Origin of the sequence: Planktothricoides raciborskii GIHE-MW2 (assembly GCF_040564635.1) — a bacterium.
Taxonomy (GTDB): domain Bacteria; phylum Cyanobacteriota; class Cyanobacteriia; order Cyanobacteriales; family Laspinemataceae; genus Planktothricoides; species Planktothricoides raciborskii.
In genome coordinates this window covers 2,796,094-2,820,028 of record NZ_CP159837.1, presented here as the reverse complement: position 1 = coordinate 2,820,028, position 23,935 = coordinate 2,796,094, and the positions used below count along the sequence as shown (strand labels likewise).

Annotated in this window: 31 protein-coding genes; 24 read left to right on the top strand and 7 right to left on the bottom strand. The window is 43.5% G+C overall.

The genetic code is table 11. The features are described from left to right. Positions 1-291: 291 nt before the first annotated feature. The gene (locus ABWT76_RS12025; RefSeq protein WP_054469791.1) at positions 292-1,608 is read right to left on the bottom strand and encodes an FAD/NAD(P)-binding oxidoreductase; all 1,317 of its coding nucleotides are present in this window, start codon (positions 1,606-1,608) and stop codon (positions 292-294) included. A 329-nt stretch (positions 1,609-1,937) separates the two neighbouring features. Here ABWT76_RS12025 and ABWT76_RS12020 point away from each other — a divergent pair, with 329 nt between their 5' ends. From ABWT76_RS12020 to ABWT76_RS11975, 10 genes are all read left to right on the top strand, one after another. Further along, positions 1,938-2,636 carry a 4Fe-4S dicluster domain-containing protein gene (locus ABWT76_RS12020; protein ID WP_354636174.1) on the top strand — a complete coding sequence of 233 codons (699 nt, stop codon included), beginning with the start codon at positions 1,938-1,940 and terminating at the stop codon, positions 2,634-2,636. A 58-nt stretch (positions 2,637-2,694) separates the two neighbouring features. Continuing rightward, positions 2,695-3,573 carry a heterodisulfide reductase-related iron-sulfur binding cluster gene (locus ABWT76_RS12015; RefSeq protein WP_354636173.1) on the top strand — a complete coding sequence of 293 codons (879 nt, stop codon included), beginning with the start codon at positions 2,695-2,697 and terminating at the stop codon, positions 3,571-3,573. A 283-nt stretch (positions 3,574-3,856) separates the two neighbouring features. Beyond that, positions 3,857-4,924: an FAD-dependent oxidoreductase gene (locus ABWT76_RS12010; RefSeq protein WP_354636172.1), complete on the top strand. Its 1,068-nt coding sequence runs from the start codon at positions 3,857-3,859 to the stop codon at positions 4,922-4,924. Positions 4,925-4,934: 10 nt separating this feature from the next. Next, positions 4,935-5,561 (top strand): 4Fe-4S dicluster domain-containing protein, encoded by a 627-nt coding sequence (locus ABWT76_RS12005; RefSeq protein WP_354636171.1) that lies wholly within the window; start codon positions 4,935-4,937, stop codon positions 5,559-5,561. A gap of 2 nt (positions 5,562-5,563) precedes the next feature. Then, positions 5,564-6,088, top strand: a complete 525-nt coding sequence (locus ABWT76_RS12000) for a heterodisulfide reductase-related iron-sulfur binding cluster (RefSeq protein WP_354636170.1) — start codon at positions 5,564-5,566, stop codon at positions 6,086-6,088. Positions 6,089-6,112: 24 nt separating this feature from the next. Next, positions 6,113-6,472: a heterodisulfide reductase-related iron-sulfur binding cluster gene (locus ABWT76_RS11995; RefSeq protein ID WP_354636169.1), complete on the top strand. Its 360-nt coding sequence runs from the start codon at positions 6,113-6,115 to the stop codon at positions 6,470-6,472. 38 nt (positions 6,473-6,510) lie between these two features. Beyond that, complete coding sequence (locus ABWT76_RS11990; RefSeq protein WP_354636168.1) at positions 6,511-6,717, top strand: DUF2892 domain-containing protein; 207 nt, start codon at positions 6,511-6,513, stop codon at positions 6,715-6,717. Between the two features lie 102 nt (positions 6,718-6,819). Beyond that, positions 6,820-7,353 (top strand): cytochrome b6-f complex iron-sulfur subunit, encoded by a 534-nt coding sequence (gene petC, locus ABWT76_RS11985; RefSeq protein ID WP_354636167.1) that lies wholly within the window; start codon positions 6,820-6,822, stop codon positions 7,351-7,353. Then, a complete protein-coding gene (locus tag ABWT76_RS11980; protein ID WP_354636166.1) occupies positions 7,344-7,493 on the top strand; it encodes a rhodanese-like domain-containing protein in 150 nt (49 codons plus the stop codon). Before petC ends, ABWT76_RS11980 begins: the two co-directional genes overlap by 10 nt. 179 nt (positions 7,494-7,672) lie before the next feature. Then, on the top strand, positions 7,673-8,131 hold the full coding sequence (locus tag ABWT76_RS11975; RefSeq protein ID WP_354636165.1) for a DUF2214 family protein: 459 nt from the start codon (positions 7,673-7,675) through the stop codon (positions 8,129-8,131). 145 nt (positions 8,132-8,276) lie between these two features. Here ABWT76_RS11975 and ABWT76_RS11970 read toward each other — a convergent pair whose 3' ends face one another. Then, positions 8,277-9,050, bottom strand: coding sequence for a DUF6544 family protein (locus ABWT76_RS11970; RefSeq protein WP_354636164.1), 774 nt, complete (start codon positions 9,048-9,050; stop codon positions 8,277-8,279). A 59-nt stretch (positions 9,051-9,109) separates the two neighbouring features. Between ABWT76_RS11970 and ABWT76_RS11965 the strand changes: the two genes are divergently transcribed. From ABWT76_RS11965 to ABWT76_RS11925, 9 genes are all read left to right on the top strand, one after another. Next, complete coding sequence (locus ABWT76_RS11965) at positions 9,110-9,286, top strand: hypothetical protein (protein ID WP_156332061.1); 177 nt, start codon at positions 9,110-9,112, stop codon at positions 9,284-9,286. Positions 9,287-9,391: 105 nt separating this feature from the next. Continuing rightward, a complete protein-coding gene (locus tag ABWT76_RS11960; protein ID WP_354636163.1) occupies positions 9,392-9,658 on the top strand; it encodes a hypothetical protein in 267 nt (88 codons plus the stop codon). Between the two features lie 240 nt (positions 9,659-9,898). Next, complete coding sequence (locus ABWT76_RS11955; protein ID WP_354636162.1) at positions 9,899-10,699, top strand: Uma2 family endonuclease; 801 nt, start codon at positions 9,899-9,901, stop codon at positions 10,697-10,699. Between the two features lie 208 nt (positions 10,700-10,907). After that, positions 10,908-11,198 carry a nucleotidyltransferase family protein gene (locus tag ABWT76_RS11950; protein WP_354636161.1) on the top strand — a complete coding sequence of 97 codons (291 nt, stop codon included), beginning with the start codon at positions 10,908-10,910 and terminating at the stop codon, positions 11,196-11,198. Further along, positions 11,188-11,538, top strand: a complete 351-nt coding sequence (locus tag ABWT76_RS11945) for a DUF86 domain-containing protein (RefSeq protein WP_354636160.1) — start codon at positions 11,188-11,190, stop codon at positions 11,536-11,538. The genes ABWT76_RS11950 and ABWT76_RS11945 overlap by 11 nt, the downstream gene beginning before the upstream one ends. A 201-nt stretch (positions 11,539-11,739) precedes the next feature. Then, positions 11,740-12,156: a XisH family protein gene (locus ABWT76_RS11940; protein WP_354636159.1), complete on the top strand. Its 417-nt coding sequence runs from the start codon at positions 11,740-11,742 to the stop codon at positions 12,154-12,156. Beyond that, the gene (locus ABWT76_RS11935; protein ID WP_354636158.1) at positions 12,144-12,497 is read left to right on the top strand and encodes a XisI protein; all 354 of its coding nucleotides are present in this window, start codon (positions 12,144-12,146) and stop codon (positions 12,495-12,497) included. The genes ABWT76_RS11940 and ABWT76_RS11935 overlap by 13 nt, the downstream gene beginning before the upstream one ends. A gap of 979 nt (positions 12,498-13,476) precedes the next feature. Next, positions 13,477-13,851: a DUF433 domain-containing protein gene (locus ABWT76_RS11930; RefSeq protein WP_354636157.1), complete on the top strand. Its 375-nt coding sequence runs from the start codon at positions 13,477-13,479 to the stop codon at positions 13,849-13,851. Between the two features lie 261 nt (positions 13,852-14,112). Then, positions 14,113-14,403: a nucleotidyltransferase family protein gene (locus ABWT76_RS11925; protein ID WP_354636156.1), complete on the top strand. Its 291-nt coding sequence runs from the start codon at positions 14,113-14,115 to the stop codon at positions 14,401-14,403. Between the two features lie 107 nt (positions 14,404-14,510). Here the strand turns inward: ABWT76_RS11925 and ABWT76_RS11920 are convergent, their stop codons facing one another. Then, the gene (locus ABWT76_RS11920) at positions 14,511-15,338 is read right to left on the bottom strand and encodes a hypothetical protein (protein WP_354636155.1); all 828 of its coding nucleotides are present in this window, start codon (positions 15,336-15,338) and stop codon (positions 14,511-14,513) included. 48 nt (positions 15,339-15,386) lie between these two features. Further along, positions 15,387-15,836: a hypothetical protein gene (locus ABWT76_RS11915; RefSeq protein WP_354636154.1), complete on the bottom strand. Its 450-nt coding sequence runs from the start codon at positions 15,834-15,836 to the stop codon at positions 15,387-15,389. A 252-nt stretch (positions 15,837-16,088) separates the two neighbouring features. Here ABWT76_RS11915 and ABWT76_RS11910 point away from each other — a divergent pair, with 252 nt between their 5' ends. Then, positions 16,089-17,489, top strand: a complete 1,401-nt coding sequence (locus ABWT76_RS11910) for an ATP-binding protein (RefSeq protein WP_354636153.1) — start codon at positions 16,089-16,091, stop codon at positions 17,487-17,489. A gap of 142 nt (positions 17,490-17,631) precedes the next feature. Here the strand turns inward: ABWT76_RS11910 and ABWT76_RS11905 are convergent, their stop codons facing one another. The 3 genes from ABWT76_RS11905 to psbA all read right to left on the bottom strand — a co-directional run bounded on the left by ABWT76_RS11905 (position 17,632) and on the right by psbA (position 19,300). Further along, positions 17,632-17,856: a type II toxin-antitoxin system HicB family antitoxin gene (locus ABWT76_RS11905; protein ID WP_054469781.1), complete on the bottom strand. Its 225-nt coding sequence runs from the start codon at positions 17,854-17,856 to the stop codon at positions 17,632-17,634. Further along, positions 17,853-18,074 (bottom strand): type II toxin-antitoxin system HicA family toxin, encoded by a 222-nt coding sequence (locus tag ABWT76_RS11900; protein WP_054469782.1) that lies wholly within the window; start codon positions 18,072-18,074, stop codon positions 17,853-17,855. Before ABWT76_RS11900 ends, ABWT76_RS11905 begins: the two co-directional genes overlap by 4 nt. Before the next feature lie 143 nt (positions 18,075-18,217). After that, positions 18,218-19,300 (bottom strand): photosystem II q(b) protein, encoded by a 1,083-nt coding sequence (gene psbA, locus ABWT76_RS11895; RefSeq protein ID WP_054469783.1) that lies wholly within the window; start codon positions 19,298-19,300, stop codon positions 18,218-18,220. A gap of 948 nt (positions 19,301-20,248) precedes the next feature. On the opposite strand from psbA, the gene hoxE reads away from it, so the two are divergent. The 4 genes from hoxE to ABWT76_RS11875 all read left to right on the top strand — a co-directional run bounded on the left by hoxE (position 20,249) and on the right by ABWT76_RS11875 (position 23,864). Continuing rightward, positions 20,249-20,782 carry a bidirectional hydrogenase complex protein HoxE gene (gene hoxE / locus ABWT76_RS11890; protein WP_354636152.1) on the top strand — a complete coding sequence of 178 codons (534 nt, stop codon included), beginning with the start codon at positions 20,249-20,251 and terminating at the stop codon, positions 20,780-20,782. A gap of 58 nt (positions 20,783-20,840) precedes the next feature. Then, the gene (nuoF, locus tag ABWT76_RS11885) at positions 20,841-22,460 is read left to right on the top strand and encodes an NADH-quinone oxidoreductase subunit NuoF (RefSeq protein WP_054470275.1); all 1,620 of its coding nucleotides are present in this window, start codon (positions 20,841-20,843) and stop codon (positions 22,458-22,460) included. Positions 22,461-22,611: 151 nt separating this feature from the next. After that, positions 22,612-23,328, top strand: a complete 717-nt coding sequence (gene hoxU / locus ABWT76_RS11880) for a bidirectional hydrogenase complex protein HoxU (RefSeq protein WP_054470274.1) — start codon at positions 22,612-22,614, stop codon at positions 23,326-23,328. After that, a complete protein-coding gene (locus ABWT76_RS11875; RefSeq protein WP_054470273.1) occupies positions 23,316-23,864 on the top strand; it encodes an oxidoreductase in 549 nt (182 codons plus the stop codon). The genes hoxU and ABWT76_RS11875 overlap by 13 nt, the downstream gene beginning before the upstream one ends. Positions 23,865-23,935: the final 71 nt, after the last annotated feature.

Genomic DNA, 23,935 nt, shown 5'->3' with positions numbered 1-23,935 from the left:
CAGCAAATATAGAATAAATGTTCCCGTTATGTGTTTATTAGACAATTCTGGCTTTAATACAGCAATTTTCTCTTGAGTAAACCACAAATACCTGTAGGGGCGAAGCATTCCGTAGGGGCGAAGCATTCCGTAGGGGCGAATGGCCATTCGCCCCTACAATACTGAAAGTATTAAATTAAATACCGGAATGCTTCGCCCGCTCATGGTTCAGTAATCTGAAAAGCGCTGTAAGGTGTCGATCCCCCCAACCACCCTTTTTAAGAGAGGCTTTTTGGAGTCAAAGTAATAACTCTATTTTTTCCATTGCAGAAACTTAATATAATCTCCCTCAAATTTTGCGCCTTTCAGCATCCGATTCCAGTAAACCCAGGGTAAAATATCTGTCTTCATTTTCCACATAATCCAACGTTCTTTGATCGGATTGAGGGGAAAACTAGACATGGGGGTAGCCGTATAACCACTAAATTCTGACATGATGGTTTTATCATAGCCAGTAATTAAAGGGCAACAAGTATAACCATCATATTTAGCATTTAACGGTTTCGCGGCCATGAAAGCGAGTAAATTTTCGGCAACCACGGGGGCTTGTTTGCGGACGGCAGCAGCGGTTTTAGACGTAGGCGCCGAAGAAGCATCCCCTAAAGCAAATACGTTGGGATAGCGATTGTGTTGCATTGTATATTGATCCACATCTACCCAACCATAAGAATTGTTGGGGGTGGCTAAAGGACTTTGTTTAATAAAATCCGGGGCACTTTGCGGTGGGGCAACGTGAATCATTTCATATTGATAAGTGACTTCATCCACCACATTGCCGGAAGTATCAAAAATATCAAAGATAGCTGCTTTACTTTCTCCTTTGATTTCCTTAAGATTGTGGCGGAATTTTACGTCTATTTCCCGTTCTTTGACCACTTTATCTAATAAAGCGTAATATTCCGGCACCGCAAACATTTTGGTTGCCGGAGTTAAAAACATGACGTTGCTGCGCTGACGCACGCCCCATTTACTGCGGAATACATCATCGGCCATATACATCACTTTTTGCGGAGCCCCACCACATTTAATCGGCGTATTCGGAAAGGTAAATAGGGCGTTGCCACCAGAGAATTTTTGAATCAGTTCCCAGGTGTAAGGGGCATATTTAGGGGAATAGTTGCTAGTAACGCCGTTTTTCCCGATCGCTTCTGGTAATCCTTTAATTAAATGCCAATCAACTTGAATTCCGGGGCAAAGAATTAAATATTCATATAAAACTTCAATGCCTTCTTGAGTAATCACCGCATTGCGATCGGGGTCTAATTTCACCACTCGATCTTGAATCCAAGTTGCCCCAGCCGGAATCAAATCCCGTTGGTTTCTCACCGTATCTTGAATTTGAAAAATTCCCCCTCCGGTCAATGTCCAACCGGGTTGATAATAGTGCTTATTTGAAGGCTCAATAATCGCCACATCTAACTGACTATTTCGTTTCAACAGTACAGACGCGGTGGTAATTCCCGCTGCACCACCCCCAACGATCGCAATTTGGTAATGGACGGTTTTGCTGACTGCGGGAACTGCGGTTAATGCGGGAGTTTGAGCGGTTTCTGAGGTTAAAGTTGCCATTTTATCTATTTGGGTAAGGTGTGGGTAATGTTACTGATTGCCAACTGACAAGGAAGTCTGAAGTCTATATACCTAAGCCGGTTGTCAGATTTCCGGCTTAAATTTTTTCATTATATAGCTATATTGTTATATAACTTTTAAAATAAAAAAGCATAATTTTCGCTCCAGGCCAATTTTTGCTTAAATTTCCCTTGATATCCATAAGTTGCTGAGGTTTGCGGAAAATTTAAGCAAAACTACTTATTGAAGACATTATTTAAATAAATCATTATATAGCCATACAAAAGAATATAAATATGACGCATTAGCGAACAACAAGGAGTTTACCAATGGGCAAGTTAGTTGACGAACTGAAACAAGACATTCAATACCAGCATGGGATGAATGCCTGCCTGAACTGCGGTGTATGTACGGCGGTTTGTCCAGCAGCGGAGGTTTATGACTATTCCCCTCGCGAGGTGATGAACATTTGCCAAACGGAAGATGAAGATTGGTTGGTGCAGTTACTCAAGTCAGACAAAATTTGGTTTTGCGGGCAATGTTTTTCTTGTAAAACCCGGTGTCCGAGAGGCAACAGTACCGCTTCAGTAATTCTCGCTTTGCGTCGTCTTTCCGTGCGTCACGGTTATTTTGCCGAGTCAAAAAAAGGCAGACAACAGTTATTTGCCAAGCGAGTATTTGGGGAAAATATGCTGAAACGCGGCTATACCTTGTTGGCAGAAAATATTACCCCGGAACATTTCCCCGAACTGGGCGAAAACTGGGAATATTATTATGAACATAGAGCGGAAATGCGCGAATGGTGGGATGTCCCAATGGACAAGGAAAATAGCGCCGGTTCCCACCGAGTAATTCCCGAAAAAGATATGGATGAATTGCGGGCAATTTATAAAGCAACCGGGGCGATCGAGTTAATGGATGCGGTAGAAAAAGGCATGGAAAAGAAACTCGGGAGCAAAGAAGAGGTTGAGAAGTTTTGGGACAACTGGGTAGAGACTGCGGATAGCAGAAACTACGAAATGAAATAAGACAAAATCCATATACACCGAAGGCATTGCTTATAAAATTTTGAAAAATGATTTGGGTATGGATTTGCGGGAAGCCCCCGGACATACTTCTTGTGGGGCGATCGGCTATCACGGAGATGTCACAACCATCGAAGCCCAAATGGTGATTGCAGCGCGGAATTTTTCCCTCGCTCACTATGAACAAGGAGTTGATAATCTCTTCTCATTCTGTGTCACTTCTTTTGCCAACTACACCGAAGTAATTAAACTCTGGGAAGAAGAACCAGAATTACGAGAATATACTGCCAAAACCTTAAAAGAAACTACCGGACGGGAATTCTGGATTCCTCATGTTTCTGGGGGCAGACCTTCAGTAGTTCATGCTTCTGATGTTTTCTATGCTAACCGACATAAATTAGCCGAAAAAGCTAAGTATAGCTTGAAGGGAATTAAGGCAGTCGATCATATTGGCTGTCACTATGGTAAAATATTTCCAGGTGAAGCAATGGGTGGGGTAGAATTTCCCCAAGTTTTAGTGGGATTGCTCGAAGCTTTTGGGGCGGAAATTGTTGATTATCCAGAACGTCGCCATTGCTGTGGCATGGGTTTCCGTCAGTGCGCTTTCCCCGAAAACCGCGACTATACTGCCAGTAGCGTTTATAAGAAAATGGCTAGTTTGAAAGAAGCCCATCCAGACTGTAATTTAATCCTCACTAATTGTCCCGGTTGTACGGTGTTTTTGGATGCGGAACAAGGCACGATTAAAGAAGTGCTGGAAGAGGAATTTAATGTCAGTGTTCTGGATTACGCACAATTGACCGGGTTAATGTTAGGTTATGACCCCTTTAAAGATTGTGGATTGAATGCCAAAGTAGTGGCGATCGAGCCTTTGCTGGATAAAATTGGCATTCCCTACGATAAGTCTAAAACTCCTGAACAACGGAGAAGACCGTTTTAGATACCTCAGAGAGAAACCGGGTTTCTATTTGGCTAAAGTAAGCTTTTTGTTAAACCCATTAAAGAAACCCGGTTTCTTTTTCTCTTACCTCTTCTTTTCGTTAAATTATACCAATTACAAAAAAATATACACCAATAAGTATTTATATTGTAGGGTGGGCAATAATCCACCATAATATATGTTAATTTTGGGTGAATATTGTTGCCCACCCTACCAATGTTAGGGGCTGTTGGATGAATTTTTGTAAATGGTATTAGCTAATTGTAATTTTCAGGTAAAAAAAATGAATAAACAAGTAGTAGTAATTGGTGGCGGCCCTGCGGGATTAGCAGCGGCGGGAAAACTGCAAAATTTTGGCCTCAATGTGGTTTTAATTGAGAAGCAAGCAAAAATTGGCGGACATTTAAATAAGTGGTATAAAGTATTTCCGGATTTTACCGATGCTTCGGAAATTACCGCGAATCTGACGGCAGGTTTGGGGAATACGAGAATTTTAACTAATACGACGGTGACTGAGATTAACGGTGCTGCCCCGCATTTTACCGTGACTACATCCACTGGAGAAAAAATTGAGGCAGCCTCAATTCTAGTGGCCACGGGATATCATCATTTTGATGCCACTTTAAAGGAAGAATACGGCTACGGAGTTTATGATAATTGCATCAATTCGGTAGAACTAGATGCGATGTTGAAGGCAAAAAATTTGCAAACTAAGGCCGGGAAACCGCCGAAAAAAGTGGCGATGATTCATTGTGTTGGTTCTCGCGATGAGAAGGTGAATAATAATTATTGTTCGCGAGTTTGCTGTACTAATGCGATTAAAGTAGCCATTGAGGTGAAAGAACAAATTCCCGATTGCCAAGTTTACTGCCTCTATATGGATATTCGGGTGTTTGGTCGCGGTTATGAGGAACTTTATCGCACTTCTCAGGAACGGTTTGGGGTGCAGTTTCTCCGAGGTCGGCTTTCTGAAGCAGCAGAGCAAAATGATGGCAGTTTGTTGATGCGTTTAGAAGATACTTTGACGGCAAAACCAATGCGGTTGACGGTGGATTTGTTGGTTTTGATGGTGGGAATGGAAGGAAATTCTGATTTAGCAGAAGTGGCTGGTTTAAAAATTGGTTGCGATCGCTTCTATGCCACTGCCCATCAACAATATTCTAATAATGCGTCTCACCGGGAAGGGATTTTTCTCGCGGGGGCAGCCACGGGGCCAAAAGCGATTATGGAATCAATTACCGATGGGCGATCGGCGGCGGCAGAAATGGTCAGTTTTATTGCCAGCAATCCCGCGAATTTTTCCTTAAGCATGAATGGGCAAGCAGTGGCAACAATGGCAGCAGTGAAGTGAGGTAAAAACCATGACAATTAACCCAACAAAAGAAACAACAAAAGAAGCAACAAAAACCGCAAAATCTAAAAGAAAGTTTGTCTTTGGGCTGAAAAGCGATCGCCAATTAGATGGCGATAAAATGAATCCCGATTTTATGCAGAAAGTCGTAGAGGAAGGTGGCATACAAGCAGCGATCGCTGCTTGTATGCAATGTGGCACTTGTAGCGGTGGCTGTACCAATATTGACCGGATGGATATGTCCCCAAGAACTCTAATTTTAATGGTGCAACGGGGGGAATGGGAAAAAGTGCTGCAAAGTAACACTTTATGGATGTGTAGTTCTTGCTATATCTGTACCACCCGATGCCCCCGTGGAGTCCGTCCTTCCGACGTAATTGAAGCGGTAAAAGCGATCGCCATTCGCCAAGGAATCGAAAACGACTCCACTCGATTTAATCAAATATTTGTGGACTTAGTTGAAAAACGCGGCATCCTTTTTGAACCAGAATTAATGCAGCGATATGGCGGATTAAAAGCCATGATCGACCAAGCGCCATTAGGGATTCAATTAGCCCTCAAAGGCAAAATGTCACCCTTGCCGGACACAATCAAAGATCCCAAAACATTTAAACAAGCATTAGAAAAGGCGAAATAACCATGACGACAACAATTACCAAAACTAGCAAAACTACCAAAAATCAAAGATATTCTTACTATCCCGGATGCAGCCTGCATACCACCGCCAAAGAATTTGATATTTCCACCAAAGTGGTGATGAAAGAGTTAGGAATTGAACTCGAAGACCTCAAAGACTGGTCTTGTTGTGGAGGTTCGATCGCCGCCAGTGTTTCTCACGATGTGGGTATGGCAATGGCTGCCCGAAATGTGGCCTTAGCCCAAAAACAAAACCTCGATTTATTGGCATCTTGTTCCGGTTGTTACAACAAATCAGCCCGGGCAATGAAGGCATTAAAAGATTCTACGGAAAAGGAAAAAATCACGGCGATTATGTCAGAAATGGGGATCGATGTTTCTGAATATAATATCCGGGTGAGAAATCTCGTAGATGTGTTAGTCAATGATATCGATATTGCCTCGCGAGTCAAAAGACCATTAACCGGCTTAAAAGTGGCTTGTTATTATGGGTGTTTGTTGACTCGACCCGCCGATATCACCGGCTAGGATTCGCCAGTTTTCCCCACATCAATGGATCGATTGTCGGAAATTTGTGGGGCAGAATTTGTTGAATTCAAATCCAAAGTTAAGTGCTGCGGTGGCCCGATTTTGGTATCTAAACAAGATGTAGCTTTTGACCTGACTAAGAATATATTAGATGAGGCCAAAGCTTTGGGGGCAGATTGCATTGTTTTGGCTTGTCCTCTGTGTGACACTAATTTAGAACTCCGCCAGCCGGATATCGAGAAACAATACAATGTTTCTTACAATATGCCGATTATTTATATCACCGAAATTATCGGTTTGGCTTTAGGCATTAAGCCGAGTAAGCTGGGCATGAATAAGCATATTGTTTCGGTCAAGCCGGTTTTAGCTAAATTGGGTCTTTAAAGCATTAGTTAATGTCAAAAATTATACGAGAATTTATCATGTCTAACAATGTTGGCAGCTTAGATCGGATGGTGCGGTTTTTATTAGCCGCAGCCCTACTTTATACAGGTTTGAATGTTTACCAAGGTACGCCCTTAGCCATTGGCTTAGATATCGGCGCGGGTTTGCTGGCTTTCAGTGCGGCATTTGGCTTTTGTGGCATCTATCGCTTGCTAGGGATTAACACCAGTAAATCCCCCAAATAAATTACAGAAATAAATCCCAAAACTGACTGGAATAATTTGCCCTTAAATTATCCCAACTATCACTCTGAAATCAATCAATCATCACAGGACAAAAACACTCCAATGGATAATCATAGTTTACCTCTCGAAAGCCCTTCCATGTCTCGGCGAAAGTTGCTCAACTTTTTGACTGGTGCTGCCGTTGCCTCTACTGCCGGGGCTGCACTTTATCCCGTCGCCAAATATTTTATTCCCCCATCAGAACAGGGCGCCGGGGGAGCAATTATCGCCAAAGATGTTTTAGGTAATCCTATTCCTGCGAGTCAAATTTTAGCGGAACCCGTAGGCACTCGCGCTTTAGTTGCCGGTTTAGCCGGTGAACCGACTTATTTAACCATCCAAAATGATGGGATCGATCGCATAGGAATTGTGGATAATTGCACCCATTTAGGCTGCACATTTCCTTGGAATGGAACTGACCAAGAATTTCAATGTCCCTGTCACGGTTCTCGCTATAGTGCGGACGGTTCTGTATTGCGTGGCCCCGCACCTTTGCCACTGAAATTAGTGAATGTGGTCGTCAAAGATAACGTGATTTTGATTTCTCCTTGGACGGAAATAGACCCGCGCACGGGCGAAACTCCTTGGTGGGTTTAACTAAATTTAGTTTAAATAAACGTAGTCCGATCGCCGCTGATTTTCTGATTCAATCAGGGTTTCAATCGGTTTTTAATATTACCGGCGGCATGGTAGAATGGCGGCAATTAAAATTAGCCATAGCCACGGGTAAATCTTGATAATTAAATTAAGTAGATTGCCGGTCAGGAATCTTTAACCGAAAATTCAATAATCCGCCACCAAATCATTGTCAAACAACTGGGTAATGGGGTAAGATAATCGCGATCGCCTTTTTAACTTATTAAGTAACTTATCAAGCGGCGATCGATTGTTCATCATACTTAGGGAAATCATTATAATGTGGGCAAGTGCAATTACCGCTTATTTCCATTACTTAGGTTTCATGTTAGCTTTTGGGGCTTTAACCGTAGAAGTATTTAACTTCAAACAAGAAATGACCCTCAATGAAGCCAAAAGAGTGGCTTTTGCAGATGCCGCTTATGGGATAGCAGCTACGGCAATTCTAGTCACCGGAATATTAAGAGTCATCTATTTCGGCAAAGGCAGCGATTACTATCTTAGCAATCCATTTTTCTATGCAAAAATCGGGGTATTTATCCTAGTCAGTCTGTTGTCCCTGTATCCCACCTTTACTTTTATTACCTGGACTAAAAGCCTGCAAAGAGGTGAAACGCCCCAATTAGAAATCGGCAAAGTAAACCTGATTTCTTGGCTGATTAAAGGGGAGTTAATCTGTTTTACGCTATTGCCGCTATTCGCCGCATTAATGGCTAGAATGAGTGGCTGGATTGGCTAGATTTAATATTGCCCCCGGTAGTATTAGCCTAGGCGATCGCACTTCATGTAAACCAGCATTTAATAGACAATTCTGGCTTGCATACCAGATCGATACCCCCAACCCCCCATTAAAAAGGGGGACTTTTTAGGGGGGTGCAAAAAGTCTAATAGAGTCCGACGTTGTTGTAATCAATATCCACGACTTCACCTCGAAAGTAACTAAAATTGCCATATTCCAACTTCCATAAAACTTCCACGTTAACCGGAATGCGTAACCCATTAAATTCTTGATAGTTAGTCATAGGAATAGCCTCCCATTCATCTAAAGCATATTCACCTTTGACTTCTCGATATCTTTGGGCAGTTAATTTCACGATTTGCCCATCGGCATTAAAATGTAGTACAGCGGAAACCTCCAACCCATTGCAGTTCAAAATAGCCCGGACTGAGTGGCGATCTATTTCTTGCCACTGGATATAATCCGATAGCCACGCTGTGGGAAACCACATCATTTCACCCAGATAACGCAACAATGCCCCTTGATCTATTTTGTCACCGCTGGCATTGGTTAAGGTGAAAAAAGACTGTAGTTTAACCAGCATATTGCCCTGCCCATCGATAAATTTATCTCTCGCTGAAATGGACAGAAACGGCAAAGCTTTCACAGTGCCAAACCACAAAAAAGCCGGGGGATTTGTTGTATAATATTGCTCCGCCATCATCGGCATCCAAGGTAAGTTTTCACCGGGTCGAAAAAATCCCTTTTGTTTGAGGCGAACAGTTTTAATCTTCTCTTTACCAACAACCCCACTATACCTAAGATAACGTTGCACTGGTTCGGGTAGTTTAATCATATCTTTTTCGCTGATTGGTTCTGTTGTTGTTTCCTGGCTTTTGCTCAGTAACTCCCAAACTTCACGACGTGCTATTTCCCACATTGGTTTGACCTCATTTTGTACCTGGTGGTATTCAGTTTTATATTATAGATGTATTATAGATGCGCGATCGCCAACCTAATAAATCCTCAGAGCGATCGCTACTTAGTCTCCTTACTCAATTAATTTATCAGTTCAAAGCAAAAATTTATGCCTGTAATGCTTCGCCCAAAGAGCAGATGGGTAAACCACAAATCTCCGTAAGGGCGAAGCATTCCGGCAGATACGTTATTGCTTAAAATCAGAAATTCATTGCCGGAATGCTTCGCCCCTAAAGTATTGTATTTATCTGAAAATTTCTATAAATTAAGTTAGCGTCTTGATTAATCTGGCAGCAAAAAACAATGGCCAAAAAATTGATATCAGTTGTCCTGGGGACTTTATTATCTATTTCCCTAGAAATGGGGATAGGAGCGATCGCACCTTTAGCAGTCATGGCGGAAAGTTCCCTGCCCCAAGCAGAATTATCCGCAGAAATCACCCAGTTTTTAACCTCCCTACCGGGGGATTATTACACCATTGGTAATACCGCCGCCCTCAAAAATATCATCAAGGGGAATGATGAGTTTGCAAATGTTAGGATACAGCAACGTCCGAGGATTTCCTCCTAGCTTTCAAGGGTGGAAATTAGCCGTAGAAACTCTGGAAAAGTAACCATAAACCGGGCATTTTCTCGTTCCCCTGCTAGAGCCTGGAAGAACAACGAGAACAAAAACCGCTACAAGACCAGCCGTTCGGGGGGCTTTTGAGAACTGATTGGGCGGCTCCAATGCCCGTGGGATGAGGCCGCCAGCTATTTGCCCCAAGGGATATAATCATCAACAAGAACTACCAACCGTAGGGAGCCGAAAATGTCAGTAGAGCTCACCGCCTATAACCCCGAAACCGTTGTGGAACCGGACTGGGAACCCCCCATGCCGCCGACGGACTTGATTTTTGATGATGGAGAACCCTTGGAGACTAACCGCCACCGCATTGCCATGAACGTCCTGATCCGGTCATTGCAACAAGCTTGGAGCGATCGCAATGATTTCTATACGGGCGGCAATATGTTTATTTACTACAGCAGCGAACAAGTTAGAAACAAAGATTTTCGCGGCCCTGATTTTTTTGCGGTCTTAGATGTAGACGGGACAAGGGAACGACAGGGCTGGGTGGTCTGGCAGGAAGGCGGTCGCTACCCAGATGTGATTGTCGAGTTCATGTCCCCCAGTACCGCGAGGATAGATAAAGGAGTCAAGAAGGATATTTATCAGCGGGTTTTCCGCACCCCTGATTACTTTGTCTTTGACCCATTTGAGCCAAATTCCTTGCAGGGATGGCATTTGCACAGTTCCCACGGTTATCAGCCCTTGGGGGCAAATGACCGAGGTTGGCTCTGGTGTGAGAGTTTGGGCTTTTGGCTGGGAACTTGGTCGGGTACTATCGACCGAGAGGAGGCCGTTTGGTTACGGTTTTACGATACCGAAGGCAATTTGGTGCTGTTGCCGGAAGAGGCTGAACGCCAAAAAGCTGAACAAGCGGTTGAGCTTGCTGAGGCAGAACGCCAGCGGGCGGAGATTGAACGCCAACGGGCGGAAATTGAACACCAACGAGCGGAACGTCTCGCGGAACGGTTGCGGGCGATCGGGCTAGATCCCGATAATCTTTAAGGGAAAGATAGGGGCGATCGCTTTCCCAAACCGCCCATAAATTGCCCAGAAACGCAGAAACCCGGTTTCTTGAAGAAACCGGGTTTCTATAGGAGATTATAGGTGCGATCGCGGTCATCGGAGAAATCAAGGCGCTACTATATAACAGCGATAATGAAGATAATTAGACTAAAATCATTGTCAAATCGTCTGTAAAGAGTCGTTAATTATGCAGCGGGAAGAAGTATTGCGGATTCTGGGACAAAACCAGCAGGTATTAAAAGATTTTGGCGTAAAGTCCCTGGCGATATTTGGCTCTGTCGCTAGGGATGAAGCCACACCAGATAGTGATGTGGATATTTTAGTAGAATTTGACAGGCCGGTGACATTTGACCTTTATATGGATGTTAAATTTTATCTAGAAGATAATCTAGGGACGCGGGTAGATTTGGTGAGTAACCTAATGCTTAAACCTCTGATTCGTTCTACGGTAGAACAGGAGGCAATTTATGTCGCGTAGTATTCGTCTGTATTTGGAAGATATACTCACTTCTTGTACCAAAGTCAAACGATACACTCAAGGAATGACTTTTGAAGATTTCCAAACTGAAGATCGTACTTATGATGCCGTTGTAAGGAATTTGCAGATTATCGGAGAAGCGGTTAAAAATATTCCTCAAGAAATGCGATCGAGATATCCAGAAGGTGAGTGGCGCAAAATTGCTGGCTTGCGCGATATTTTAGCTCACGCTTACTTTAGCTTAGAAGACGAAACCCTCTGGGATATTTTGGAAACTAAAATAACCCCATTGCTGGCAGTGGTGCAGCGAATTATAGAGACAGAGTTTGGGGATGAATAATTAGAGAGAGGTGCGATGCTGCCAAGCGGATACCTTGCGGGAGTAGCGCCTCCCACTTCTGCACCAAAATAACTCATAAAAGCAGAAACGGGGTTTTTGTCAAACTTTACTGTGCGATCGCAGTGCTTATTCTTCTTTCACCAATCAATCCACGCTTAAAGTAATAGTGTAAAATAAAATTACTACCCACTCCCTTAAACTATGCCTGCCAAAGACATTTACCATGATGCGGTCAAGAACGCCTTAATCAAAGAGGGTTGGATCATCACCGACGATCCTTACTTCATCAAATATGAGGATGCTGAATTGTATGCCGATCTAGCAGCCGAAAAACCAATTGCCGCAGCAAGAGGAGGCGAAAAAATCGTTGTTGAAGTCAAAAGCTTTGTTGGAAAATCCCTAATGTATGACTTTCATGGAGCATTGGGACAATACATTGTATATAGAAACCTGATTCAACTGACTGAACCAGAATATACTCTGTATTTAGCGATCGATTCTCTGGTCTATGAAGATTTTTTTCAAAGAAAATCTGTGCAAGCAGTGATTAAAGATAATCGAGTTTTTTTAATGGTAGTAGATACGGCGAAGGAGGAACTGCTAAAATGGCTGACTTAGAAAATTACCGCCAGATCATCAAACGAATCTTGACCGAATATTATGAAATAAAGCTTAATCAAGGCAAGAAAACTCCTGAATATGAAGTAAGCGATCGCCTAGCCTTGGATGAAATTAGAGATGAATACCTTTGGTTTCGCTTTGGCTGGGAGGATACAAAGCTAGTACAGCATATTATCATCTATCTGAAAATTAAAGATAGCAAAGTTTGGGTGGAACAAGATTTAACCAATTTCTGTATAGTGGATGATTTACTGTTTGCGGGAATTCCCCAAAGTGATATTGTTTTAGGGTTCCATCATCCCAGTAAACGGCCTTTAACAGAATTTGCCACAGCTTAATTTTTTGGATTAAAATATATGGTATTAAAAGATATAGTTATTTCAATTGTGCTTGATACAATGCTGTAGGGGCGAGAAAGCGAATCGCCCCTACATAATTGGATTAATTTTGTTAGGGGTCGATGGGGAAATCGCTCTCCCCACCTCCCATTCAGAACCGGACGTGCGACTTTCACCGCATCCGGCTCCTGGCGGCGCTTGCTTTTAACTTGCTCCTAATCAGGCGACTCACGTCATCCTTTTTGGCATAGTCTCACTGCCTTTTCGTCTCCTTGGTGACTTGCACTTATCCTATACCTAACCTTGAAGGTTGGCTCATGGCGTATTAGGAAACTACTAACCGCACTAACTTCGCCGCATCACCTCTAGTCTGCATATGCTGGGCGTTACCCCAGCCGTTGGCTTCCAGAGGCATCCCTTCCCCACATAGGCATCCGCTTACACTTATTGCTACTCATTGCTGAGAGCCAGTATGGGGTTACTTCGTTCCGTGGGTTTGGGATGATTAGTTTTAGGATGCTGCCCTATCCCCCTGGGTAATACATGGGATTTCTTTTGCAGGTAATTCAATTAAATTCCTGCCTATTCCCCTTGTTCCTTTTGAACGCAGCGTATCAACCAGTTTTCGCTACTTAGTTATTGAGAGGGTTCAAGTCGGACATTCACCTCACGGTTGACCTTCACTAATTGGCTTGATGGGATTCCCTCACTGGTTGAGAGTTACCACCTGGAAAGCCCGCTTCACGCCTTTGATGGTGAGTCTCCGGGTGGGGCTGATGCCTAACCACCCCTAGTTTGTGCTAGGAAATCCGGGTGATTGACTTCCACTAAGTCAACAAACCCACAGTTATAACGACTCCTTTTGGAATCATTACCACGCGCACGCTTCAGGGTTTCCCCGTCCACTTTTCGCGTGAACGAATCGCACAATTGAAATAACTATAAATGACTTTCAGCCAACAGATTGTTGGGAAAAATTATGAAAAAAATATCCAAGGAACAAACAGGGATTATCCGTACAGAACGAGGGTTAACCATTGCCGGTACACGGATTACGATCTACGACATTATGGACTATGTAACCGCTCAATATCCGCCTAAGTTTATCAGGGGATTATTTGACCTGACAGAAGCACAAATTAACGCGGCTTTAGCTTATATTGAGGCCAATCGTTCCACGGTTGAAGCTGAGTATCATCAAGTGCTTCGGGAAGCGGAGGAACTGCGGCTGTATTATGAAGAAAAAAATCGGGATTTAATTGCTAAAATTGCCGCCATGCCCCCCAAACCAGGCCAAGAAGAGATTCGGGCAAAACTTCAAGCAGCCAAAGCAAAACGTGAGGCTAAAGCATGATTGTTTTGACAACTATAGAGGTTCGATAAGAGTCTTTATTCCCTGATGTTTTCCAGGATTATTCTGCTACTGGTTAGGAGAGGTGCGATCGCGCCCCCACAAAAACATAGAAACCCGGTTTCTTGAAGAAACCGGGTTTCTATAGGAGATTATAGGTGCGATCGCGGTCATCGGAGAAATCAAGGCGCTACTATATAACAGCGATAATGAATATAATTAGACTAAAAGAATTGTCAAATCGTCTGGAAAGAGTCGTCAATTATGCAGCGGGAAGAAGTATTGCGGATTCTGGGACAAAACCAGCAGGTAGTAAAAGATTTTGGCGTAAAGTCCCTGGCGATATTTGGCTCTGTCGCTAGGGATGAAGCCACACCAGATAGTGATGTGGATATTTTAGTAGAATTTGACAGGCCGGTGACATTTGACCTTTATATGGATGTCAAATTTTATCTAGAAGATCGTCTAGGGACGCGGGTAGATTTGGTGAGTGGACTAATGCTTAAACCCCTAATTCGCCCCCAGGTGCAACGGGAGGCTATCTATGTCTCGTAGCATTCGACTATACCTAGAAGATATCCTGACTTCTTGCTCCACAGTGAGCCGCTGAAAAAACGGTTTCTTGTTTCCATCTGACTTTTCAAGAGAAAAATTAATAATAATTATTCTCTTTCCATAAATGGAAAGAGAAGTTGTAAAAATTCCAATGTTTTCTGATATTGCGGAGGCAGGAAGTTAAAATACAGTACAATTGGAATTACTTTTGGGATTACTTTTTTTGCGGTTTTTACTGATTTTTCAATTATCTTCACAACTTTATCAGGCAAAATTTTCTCAGCAGGATCGTTAACCCACTCATAGTAATCCTGTAAATCCCGAAATCCAACCCGTTCGACCGCTTGTTCAGGAGTAGGGTTCCACCGATGTATAGTAAAATTATTCTTGATATTTGGACAACCTAAAATCTGTAGATGGGGTAACATGATCTGAACTGAACACAATTTATATTTATCTTTATCCCATGATTCAGGCATTTGAAGACAAACAGCCGGAACAAGCTTATTTATTGATGGTCCAATATCCGTTTCCCATCTTATTGAAAATACCTCTCCGTTTTCATACCATAACAAAGGTTCACATACCCAGACTATTTTAGGATCGTATCCATGATACCACCAGTTTCCTTGATAGTAAATAGATCCGTCTAAGTTTCTGATGATTCCCCTGCCGTAAGGTTGCCCACTGCTAGAAACTTCTCCTTCATAAAAAGAACCGTCTGGATAAAATAGTATTGACCGCCCATCAATTAACTTTCCTTCACGAAACTCATAAGAGTATGTATTTCCATTTGGCAATATAATAGTTCCTTTTCCATGAGGAAGTCCCCGATAAAGCCCCCCTTGATAGATTAGACCAGATGGAAATATTACACCTTCGTAATATCCGAGTCTAATTAAGCGTTCTATTTCTTCGATATCTTCAGGTTTCATTTTTTTCTCAGGCACCGTAACATGACAATAAAATCTATTTTTCTGGAATTACCGCCAATCCTCGAGACACTGTAACATGACAATAAAATCTATTTTTCCGTAATTACCGCCAATCCTTGAGACTTTGAACTTGAAATTTACGGGGCTACCAGATGAAAAATGTATCAATCCCGCTGTAATTTCAAAATCCTCTGTATTAGATGCGAAACGCTTACCGGATTCATAAAATAGCTCTAGATCTAGAAAACCCTCTTTGTTTATTGTGTCTGCGAACCTCTTACGACCTTCTAAACCTAACTGAAGGTCTGCCATTATCTCCATATATAGAAGATTTGCTGTTATGCTTCCACTGATTTTAATTCCCTTATATTCATAAGGGCATACGTATGTTCGGTAACTTCCTTTTTCTAAATAAACATATTTTTCATAAGACTCTCCAGGAGAAAGTGGACAGTTGTCTTTCTTTGAATCAATTACAGTAATATTTTTATTAGACATTCAATCCTCCTTTATTGGAGTAAATAATAATTTTTGAGATGCCAGAATTGTCCTAAAGGTTTTACTGGCCGTTTCCCTAATTTTATCCTGTAACATTTATATGCGACAAGCCTAAAACAGTACATTTGGTACACACTTTGTCTAATTATCCTGACGGAATTTAGTAGGATTTGGTAGGATTTGGTTGACAAAGTAGGATTCGGTAGGATATTTTTGAAAAAAATTAAAAAATATCTCTATTTGTATCCAAATATGAAGAATGTTGAAGATATATTACAATGGGCGGATCGGTTGATACTTGATAAAACTGGAGAAAATCTGACATCTATAGAGGAGGCTATACTGACGGGGGTGTGGTCAGGTAAAAAATATCCTCAAATTGCTACAGAGTATAAGTGCAGTGAATCTCACGTTAAAAAAGAAGCCGCTAAGTTATGGGATAAGTTGCGGGAAGAATTAGGGAAAGACCTGAATAAATATAACTTTCGTTCCAAGGTAGAGAAAAAACATCGGGTTTCTAAGATTTCTCATTTACATGAATCTTTCTTACAAATTGATAATGTTATTTGTAACCAATCAATACAAACTATTAAAGATGTACAACCCCGATCGCCTTCTTCCCCTGACTCTTCCCCTCACTCTTCTCCTCACTCTTCCCCCACCCAAAATCCTTCACCCATTATCGACCTAACCGACGCACCAGACCTCACGGACTTTTACAACCGCACCACCGAACTAAATACCCTCAAACAGTGGATCTTACAAGACCAGATCCGCTTAATTACCATCTATGGACTCAGTGGCATTGGCAAAAGCGTACTAACCAGGCAACTCATCGAACAAATCAAGCCTGAATTTGACTATATTATTTGGAAAAGTCTCACAGAAACTCCCAACCTTTCCTCCCTAAAAAACCAACTGCAACAATTTTTTTCCCAGTCACAAAATCCCCCATTACCCACAATAATTGATTACTTTCGTAACTCGCGCTGTTTAGTCATCCTCGATGACCTGCAAAATCTTTTTCAAAGCGGGTTCCTTGCCGGTCAATACTTAACCGAACATAAAGAATATGGCCAATTCTGGCAACAAATCGCCAAAAACCATCATCAAAGTTCCGTGATTCTCCTCAGTTGGGAAAAACCCAGAGAAATCGCCACTTTACAAGGCGAAAAACAATCCACCCGCACCTTAAACTTGAAAGGATTATCAGCGGATGCTGAAGAAATTTTGAAAGAACACGGATTAACCGATTCAGAAAAATGGCCAGAATTAATCAACCTCTATCAAGGTCATCCCACCTGGTTAAATATCATCGCCTCAACGATATTAGAACTATTTGATGGTAGCGTTTCCTTATTTTTAGCCGACCAAGAGGAGATATTTATCGGCGACTTATCCCCAATTCTCGAATCTCACTTAGACCGTTTATCGGAGTTAGAAAAAAAAGTCATATCCAGGTTTTCAGAATATGAAGCGGTAGATATTTCTCAACCACCTGGATTACGGGAATTTGCCAAATCAGAATTAACCGAAGCTATGCAATCTTTAGGCAGACGGGGCTTAGTCGAAAAAGTGACCACGGGAGGGCGATCGCAGTTTCAACTGAATCCTGTCTTTAAACAGTACATCTATGTGAACTACAATGATTAAATCCTCAAATCCTGTCGGGTTAGCCTTGGGACGAAACACAACTTGCGCTATGATAAATGTTGGGTTTCATGCTTCAACCCAACCTACGAATCTCTACTAAGATTACGCAACAAACTCGTTTCATGCTGTTTTCTCATTTTATTTATGCCGCCTTAATTAAGCGCTCTAAATTCTTCATCGCTGGTAAAGGTTTGCCCTCTTCGCGATAACTAGAAATCAATAAATCTATGACCTCTTGAGCATTTTTAATCGCCGCTTCATAAGACTCTCCATGAGTGACAGGTTGCATCACATCTTCAAATTCAGGGAGAAACACAACAAAACATTCATCTTCTTGTGACCACTGAATAATCACCGTATAGTTCATTCTCCTGCCTCCTCATCTTCCAGTTTTTTCAGTTCTGCTAAAGCTTCATTCACTTGTTTTTCCAAATAAATTTTAGCATCACTGCCATCTTGACCAGCTATAACGATCGCCTGTGACAATTTAGGATGCTTCCATTTGCTGTGGCTACCTTTGGCAGGTTGGCAAATAAATCCTGCTTTTAGCAACAGGCTTTTCAATTCTCGAATTTTTTTTGGCATAAGCGCACAAAGCTTGTTTTCACCATTATATTTTAATTTCCTGTTCTAGCTGGGGTAATGACCAAAGCCATACCCCCAAACAAAAAAACGCCCCCCTTTTAAGGAGAGCGTTTTTTTATTTATTTAGCTAAATTAGCTAAGAATTAGCCATTGATTTGAGGAGCACTCAAAGCCACAGGAGCAGCTTCACCAGCAGCTAAGTCTAAGGGGAAGTTGTGAGCATTACGCTCGTGCATCACTTCCATACCCAGGTTAGCGCGGTTGATCACATCAGCCCAGGTGTTGATTACGCGACCTTGAGAGTCAACAATAGATTGGTTGAAGTTGAAACCGTTCAGGTTGAAGGCCATCGTGGACACACCCAGAGCGGTGAACCAGATCCCAATCACCGGCCATGCACCCAAGAAGAAGTGCAGAGAGCGGCTGTTGTTGAAGGAAGCATATTGGAAGATTAAACGACCAAAGTAACCGTGAGCGGCAACGATGTTGTAGGTTTCTTCTTCTTGACCGAACTTGTAACCATAGTTTTGAGATTCAACTTCGGTGGTTTCACGAACCAAAGAAGAAGTCACCAAAGAACCGTGCATAGCGGAGAACAGAGCGCCACCGAACACACCGGCCACACCTAACATATGGAAGGGGTGCATCAGGATGTTGTGTTCAGCTTGGAATACCAACATAAAGTTGAAGGTTCCAGAGATACCCAGAGGCATACCATCGGAGAAAGAACCTTGACCGATGGGGTAGATCAGGAACACGGCGCTGGCAGCAGCCACAGGAGCGCTGTAAGCGACGCAGATCCAAGGACGCATACCCAAGCGGTAGGACAATTCCCACTCACGACCCATGTAGCAGAAGATGCCGATCAGGAAGTGGAAAATCACTAACTGGTATGGGCCACCATTGTACAGCCACTCATCGAGAGAAGCGGCTTCCCAAATGGGGTAGAAGTGCAGACCGATCGCATTGCTGGAAGGAACAACGGCACCAGAGATGATGTTGTTGCCTAACAGTAAGGAACCCGCCACAGGTTCACGGATACCGTCGATGTCCACTGGAGGAGCAGCGACGAAAGCAATGATGTAGCAGATGGTTGCGGTCAAAAGGGTGGGGATCATCAGGACGCCGAACCAGCCCACATACAGGCGGTTATCGGTGCTCGTGACCCAGGAGCAGAAGCGCTGCCACAGAGAAGCGCTCTCGCGCTGTTGCAGAGTAGTGGTCATGTGTTTATGAGTGCTATGTATTTTTCTAGGTTCTATTTATTGGGCTTTTTGTTTGCCCATTTTTAATATAACACACAATTCTTTACATTTCAACCCTGATTAAGATTAAGCTTTTTTATGTAAAGAGTAAGTTTTTTTGATTAAAGCGCGATCGCCTATTTCCATCGAAACCAGGGGCGCGATCGCCGCTAGGGAATCATGGCTGAATTTGCCCGTGAATCATATTTTACTGAAGGCTGGGTTGTGGTGAATCACTCTCGGGGTCGCAAAAAAGCGGGCAAATCAACAGAAAAAATAAATCCCCATCCATGATTTCCCCTTGTTTTTGATGAATACATGACACAAGCTGAGTCAGTCAAAAATAGAGAAAAACTGTCTTAACCAAAAGCAGAGATTAAACAACAACCATGTTGTTTTTTTGAAATAAATCTTAAACAAATCTTAAGTTTTTCAACTGGCAAAACTGAAAATATAAATAAATCAAGCCGATGTCTGTATCTCATATTACTTCACATAATTTAATCTGTTTAGGGAATGGTTTTGACTATAATTCATAGAATAGCTTACAAAAAATCTAATGTCAGAGGAATTTAACTAATAAATCGGCAAAAAATCAGATCGATCGAATAACCAGCGGGGAGAAAATTTAACGGATAAATTATAAAAACATTCTGGAATCAGGCAATATATTCCTAAAAAATATGTCAGGATATAGAGTGAGCAGTCAACCAGAAGTTTGAGCATAATGAAAAACCTGTCTCAACCGCCTCAATTAGCTAGGAGGTTAAAACCATAAACGATTATCTGGGGAGATAAATACCGACTCAACATGGGAAGTGGAAATCTTTCTCAACGGGTAATTTACGCGGTCAACCTAATAGAGAAGCATTACCCGATCGCGACCCATAGAATCCCTTATTTCGAGCGAAACAAAGGACTAAATTAGCTATGCAATCTAAAGAAGTGAAAAGTGAAGCGGCCAAAGCCAAAAAAAGCCCATCAGACCATCCTAGCGGGGATAAACGCTTCAAAGTGCTAGACATGACGATGAAGCGGAATCAATATCGTCAAGATGCGTTGATTGAGGTATTGCATAAAGCTCAAGAAGCTTTTGGCTACCTAGAAGAAGATGTATTGCTCTATGTAGCAAGAGGTCTGAAACTGCCCCTGAGTCGTGTATATGGCGTGGCGACCTTTTACCATCTCTTCACCCTGAAACCCAGTGGGGCGCATACTTGCGTCGTTTGCTTGGGCACTGCTTGTTATGTCAAAGGTGGGGGTGAAATTGTCAAAGAAATTGAGCAGAAATTCGGCATTCGCCCCGGTGAAACAACCCCCGATGGCCAGGTATCGGTGATGGCCGCCCGGTGTATTGGGGCTTGTGGCATTGCCCCGGCGGTGGTTTTTGACGGCACAGTGGCGAGTAAACAAACTCCAGAAGTGGTGGTGAATCGACTGGCGCAATACCAGAAAACTGAATGATAGAAAGAACATCACCTCCTGAATTTTGCCGAGGAATTGAAACAGAGGAGTAAGTAATATGGATTTAATTGAACTGCGTGAAATAGCCGCTAAAGAACGGGCAAGACAGAAGAACATTCGGGTACATTGCTGTACATCGACGGGTTGCCAAGCGTCTAATTCAGTGGAACTGAAGAAAAATCTGGAAACCGCCGCCACCGAAGCGGGCTTAGATGCGACGGTGGAAGTGGTCGGGGTTGGCTGCATGGGCTTTTGCGGTCGCGGGCCATTAGTCCAAATTGACCCAGACAATATTTTGTATGAAGAGGTGAAGCCAGAACAAGCCACCCTGATTATTGACGCCCTGAAAAACAATACGGAAGCAGACTTGCTTAAAGGCGACCCGAATCACCCATTTTTTAGCCGTCAAGTTCAGATTGTCAGAGAAAATAGCGGCAAAATTGACCCAGAACGGATTGAAGAATATATTGCCGTGGGTGGTTATGAGTCTTTATATAAGGTGATCCATGACATGAGTCCTGCGGAAGTGGTGCAGGAAATTACCAAGAGTGGATTGCGCGGACGTGGGGGCGGGGGTTTTCCCACGGGTCTGAAGTGGGCAACGGTGGCGAAGATGCCCGGAGATCAGAAATATGTGGTCTGCAATGGAGATGAAGGCGACCCTGGTGCGTTTATGGATCGCAGTGTCCTAGAAAGTGACCCCCATTTGGTCATCGAAGGGATGGCGATCGCCGGTTATGCTTTGGGTGCCAACCACGGGTTTATCTATGTGCGGGCGGAATATCCCCTGGCGATCAAACGCTTAGAAAAAGCCATTCAACAAGGCAAGAAATATGGTGTCCTAGGCAGTCAAATCTTTGGCTCACCGTTTGACTTCAAAATTGATATTCGCATGGGGGCGGGAGCCTTTGTCTGTGGGGAAGAAACCGCTCTGATCGCCTCCGTGGAAGGCGAACGGGGCAATCCTCGTCCTCGTCCTCCCTACCCGGCCCAGTCAGGACTATGGGAATGTCCCACCCTGATTAACAACGTGGAAACCTTTGCCAATATTGCCACGATTATTAATAAAGGGGCCGAGTGGTATGCCAGCATTGGCACCGAAAAGAGCAAAGGCACGAAAATTTTCGCCCTCACGGGCAAAATCCGCAACAATGGCCTGATTGAAGTGCCGATGGGGATTACCCTGCGGGAAATTGTGGAAGAAATGGGCGGCGGCGTTCCCAATGGCAGCGTCAAAGCGGTGCAAACCGGCGGCCCTTCCGGTGGTTGTATTCCGGCTCATTTGCTCGATACGCCCGTGGATTACGATTCCCTGACCAAACTGGGTTCGATGATGGGTTCCGGCGGTATGGTGGTCATGGATCAAAACACCAACATGGTAGACGTGGCGCAATTCTATATGGAGTTCTGCCGGGAAGAATCCTGCGGTAAATGTATTCCTTGCCGTGCGGGTACAGTGCAAATGCACGAAGCCCTGACCAAAATCCTCAAGGGACAAGCAACTTTGGCAGATATCGAAAAATTAGAAGCCCTCTGCCTGATGGTCAAAGAAACCAGCTTGTGTGGACTGGGGATGAGCGCACCGAACCCGATCCTCAGTACCCTCCGCTATTTCCGCGATGAGTATTTAGTGCTGCTTCAGGACAGTCCTAATGGAAAAGTGGCAGTGAGTTGTTAGTTATTGGCTGGTGGTTGTTGGTTGTTGGGTAGGGATTCTTTGGTTGGTGGGGGGAAACTGTACCAAATAACGAATAACGAATAACGAATCACTAACAACAAATAACCAACAACAATTAACCAATAACAAATAAAAGGAGAAATTAGGTCTTATGTCAGTTATCACTTTAACGATCAATGGTGAGATGGTCAGCGCTCGCGAGGGGGAAACAGTCCTACAAGTAGCGCGAGAGACCGGGATTCGGATTCCCACGTTGTGTCACTTGGAAGGTATCACCGATGTGGGCGCTTGTCGGGTTTGTTTGGTGGAAGTGGAAGGGATCCCCAAGTTGTTGCCCGCTTGTACCACCCAGCCCACGGAAGGGATGGTGATCCATACAAATAGTCCGAAGCTTCAAGAATATCGGCGCATGATTTTGGAGTTGCTGTTTGCGGAAGGCAACCATGTTTGTGCGGTTTGTGTGGCGAATGGCAATTGTGAGTTGCAAGATTTGGCGATCGAAGTGGGGATGGATCACAGCCGCTTTGAGTACCGTTTCCCCAAACGGGACGTGGATATGTCTCATGCTCAGTTTGGCATCGACCACAACCGCTGCATTATGTGTACACGGTGCGTGCGGGTGTGCGATGAAATTGAAGGGGCGCACGTTTGGGATGTGGCAAATCGTGGCGGCAATTCACGTCTGATTACGGGATTGAATCAACCTTGGGGTGAGGTAGATGCTTGTACTTCCTGCGGTAAGTGCGTGGAAGCTTGCCCCACGGGGTCGATTTTCCGTAAGGGTTCTACCACAGGAGAAATGACCCACGATCGCGACAAACTCGAATTTTTGGTCAACGCACGGGAGAATAAGCAATGGACAAGATAAGATTTGCTACGGTTTGGCTGGCTGGCTGTTCCGGCTGTCATATGTCTTTTCTAGACTTGGATGAGTGGCTGTTTGAAGTCGCCAAATATGTAGATGTGGTGTACAGCCCGGTGGGGTCTGATATCAAAGAATATCCCGAAAACGTTGATGTTTGTTTGGTGGAAGGCGCTGTTGCCAATGAAGATAATTTGGAACTACTCAAGTTAGTTCGAGAACGTACTAAGTTCCTGATTTCTTTTGGGGATTGTGCGGTGACGGCGAATGTGCCCGCGATGCGGAATATGTTGGGTTCCGCTGAACCTGTGTTGAAACGGGGTTATCTGGAATTGGGCGATATTACGCCACAGTTGCCCGATGAACCGGGGATTGTGCCAGAGTTACTTGACCGGGTGAGTCCGGTACATGAGGTGGTGTCGGTAGATTTGTATTTGCCCGGTTGTCCCCCGGATGCGGCTCGGATTAAAGCGGCGATCGCACCACTCCTGAATGGCGAAAAACCCGTGATGGCAGGACGAGAAATGATTAAGTTTGGTTAAAAATTTGGTTAGGGGTTATTGGTTATTTGTTATTTTTGATGCAAAAGTGCCAATCACAAACCACCAATAAC

Bases quoted from the DNA above. Each gene is read 5' to 3' on its own strand.
- psbA (WP_054469783.1), bottom strand. From the start codon at position 19,300: ATGACCACTACTCTGCAACAGCGCGAGAGCGCTTCTCTGTGGCAGCGC.
- ABWT76_RS11960 (WP_354636163.1), top strand. From the start codon at position 9,392: ATGGCCAAAAAATTGATATCAGTTGTCCTGGGGACTTTATTATCTATT.
- ABWT76_RS12020 (WP_354636174.1), top strand. From the start codon at position 1,938: ATGGGCAAGTTAGTTGACGAACTGAAACAAGACATTCAATACCAGCAT.
- ABWT76_RS11970 (WP_354636164.1), bottom strand. From the start codon at position 9,050: ATGTGGGAAATAGCACGTCGTGAAGTTTGGGAGTTACTGAGCAAAAGC.
- ABWT76_RS11930 (WP_354636157.1), top strand. From the start codon at position 13,477: ATGAAAAAAATATCCAAGGAACAAACAGGGATTATCCGTACAGAACGA.
- ABWT76_RS11945 (WP_354636160.1), top strand. From the start codon at position 11,188: ATGTCGCGTAGTATTCGTCTGTATTTGGAAGATATACTCACTTCTTGT.
- ABWT76_RS11915 (WP_354636154.1), bottom strand. From the start codon at position 15,836: ATGTCTAATAAAAATATTACTGTAATTGATTCAAAGAAAGACAACTGT.
- ABWT76_RS11975 (WP_354636165.1), top strand. From the start codon at position 7,673: ATGTGGGCAAGTGCAATTACCGCTTATTTCCATTACTTAGGTTTCATG.
- ABWT76_RS11990 (WP_354636168.1), top strand. From the start codon at position 6,511: ATGTCTAACAATGTTGGCAGCTTAGATCGGATGGTGCGGTTTTTATTA.
- ABWT76_RS11940 (WP_354636159.1), top strand. From the start codon at position 11,740: ATGCCTGCCAAAGACATTTACCATGATGCGGTCAAGAACGCCTTAATC.
- ABWT76_RS11950 (WP_354636161.1), top strand. From the start codon at position 10,908: ATGCAGCGGGAAGAAGTATTGCGGATTCTGGGACAAAACCAGCAGGTA.
- ABWT76_RS12010 (WP_354636172.1), top strand. From the start codon at position 3,857: ATGAATAAACAAGTAGTAGTAATTGGTGGCGGCCCTGCGGGATTAGCA.
- ABWT76_RS11905 (WP_054469781.1), bottom strand. From the start codon at position 17,856: ATGAACTATACGGTGATTATTCAGTGGTCACAAGAAGATGAATGTTTT.
- ABWT76_RS11920 (WP_354636155.1), bottom strand. From the start codon at position 15,338: ATGAAACCTGAAGATATCGAAGAAATAGAACGCTTAATTAGACTCGGA.
- ABWT76_RS12025 (WP_054469791.1), bottom strand. From the start codon at position 1,608: ATGGCAACTTTAACCTCAGAAACCGCTCAAACTCCCGCATTAACCGCA.
- ABWT76_RS12000 (WP_354636170.1), top strand. From the start codon at position 5,564: ATGACGACAACAATTACCAAAACTAGCAAAACTACCAAAAATCAAAGA.
- ABWT76_RS11910 (WP_354636153.1), top strand. From the start codon at position 16,089: ATGAAGAATGTTGAAGATATATTACAATGGGCGGATCGGTTGATACTT.
- ABWT76_RS12015 (WP_354636173.1), top strand. From the start codon at position 2,695: ATGGATTTGCGGGAAGCCCCCGGACATACTTCTTGTGGGGCGATCGGC.
- ABWT76_RS11965 (WP_156332061.1), top strand. From the start codon at position 9,110: ATGCGCGATCGCCAACCTAATAAATCCTCAGAGCGATCGCTACTTAGT.
- ABWT76_RS11925 (WP_354636156.1), top strand. From the start codon at position 14,113: ATGCAGCGGGAAGAAGTATTGCGGATTCTGGGACAAAACCAGCAGGTA.
- hoxE (WP_354636152.1), top strand. From the start codon at position 20,249: ATGCAATCTAAAGAAGTGAAAAGTGAAGCGGCCAAAGCCAAAAAAAGC.
- nuoF (WP_054470275.1), top strand. From the start codon at position 20,841: ATGGATTTAATTGAACTGCGTGAAATAGCCGCTAAAGAACGGGCAAGA.
- ABWT76_RS12005 (WP_354636171.1), top strand. From the start codon at position 4,935: ATGACAATTAACCCAACAAAAGAAACAACAAAAGAAGCAACAAAAACC.
- hoxU (WP_054470274.1), top strand. From the start codon at position 22,612: ATGTCAGTTATCACTTTAACGATCAATGGTGAGATGGTCAGCGCTCGC.
- ABWT76_RS11955 (WP_354636162.1), top strand. From the start codon at position 9,899: ATGTCAGTAGAGCTCACCGCCTATAACCCCGAAACCGTTGTGGAACCG.
- ABWT76_RS11875 (WP_054470273.1), top strand. From the start codon at position 23,316: ATGGACAAGATAAGATTTGCTACGGTTTGGCTGGCTGGCTGTTCCGGC.
- ABWT76_RS11995 (WP_354636169.1), top strand. From the start codon at position 6,113: ATGGATCGATTGTCGGAAATTTGTGGGGCAGAATTTGTTGAATTCAAA.
- petC (WP_354636167.1), top strand. From the start codon at position 6,820: ATGGATAATCATAGTTTACCTCTCGAAAGCCCTTCCATGTCTCGGCGA.
- ABWT76_RS11900 (WP_054469782.1), bottom strand. From the start codon at position 18,074: ATGCCAAAAAAAATTCGAGAATTGAAAAGCCTGTTGCTAAAAGCAGGA.
- ABWT76_RS11935 (WP_354636158.1), top strand. From the start codon at position 12,144: ATGGCTGACTTAGAAAATTACCGCCAGATCATCAAACGAATCTTGACC.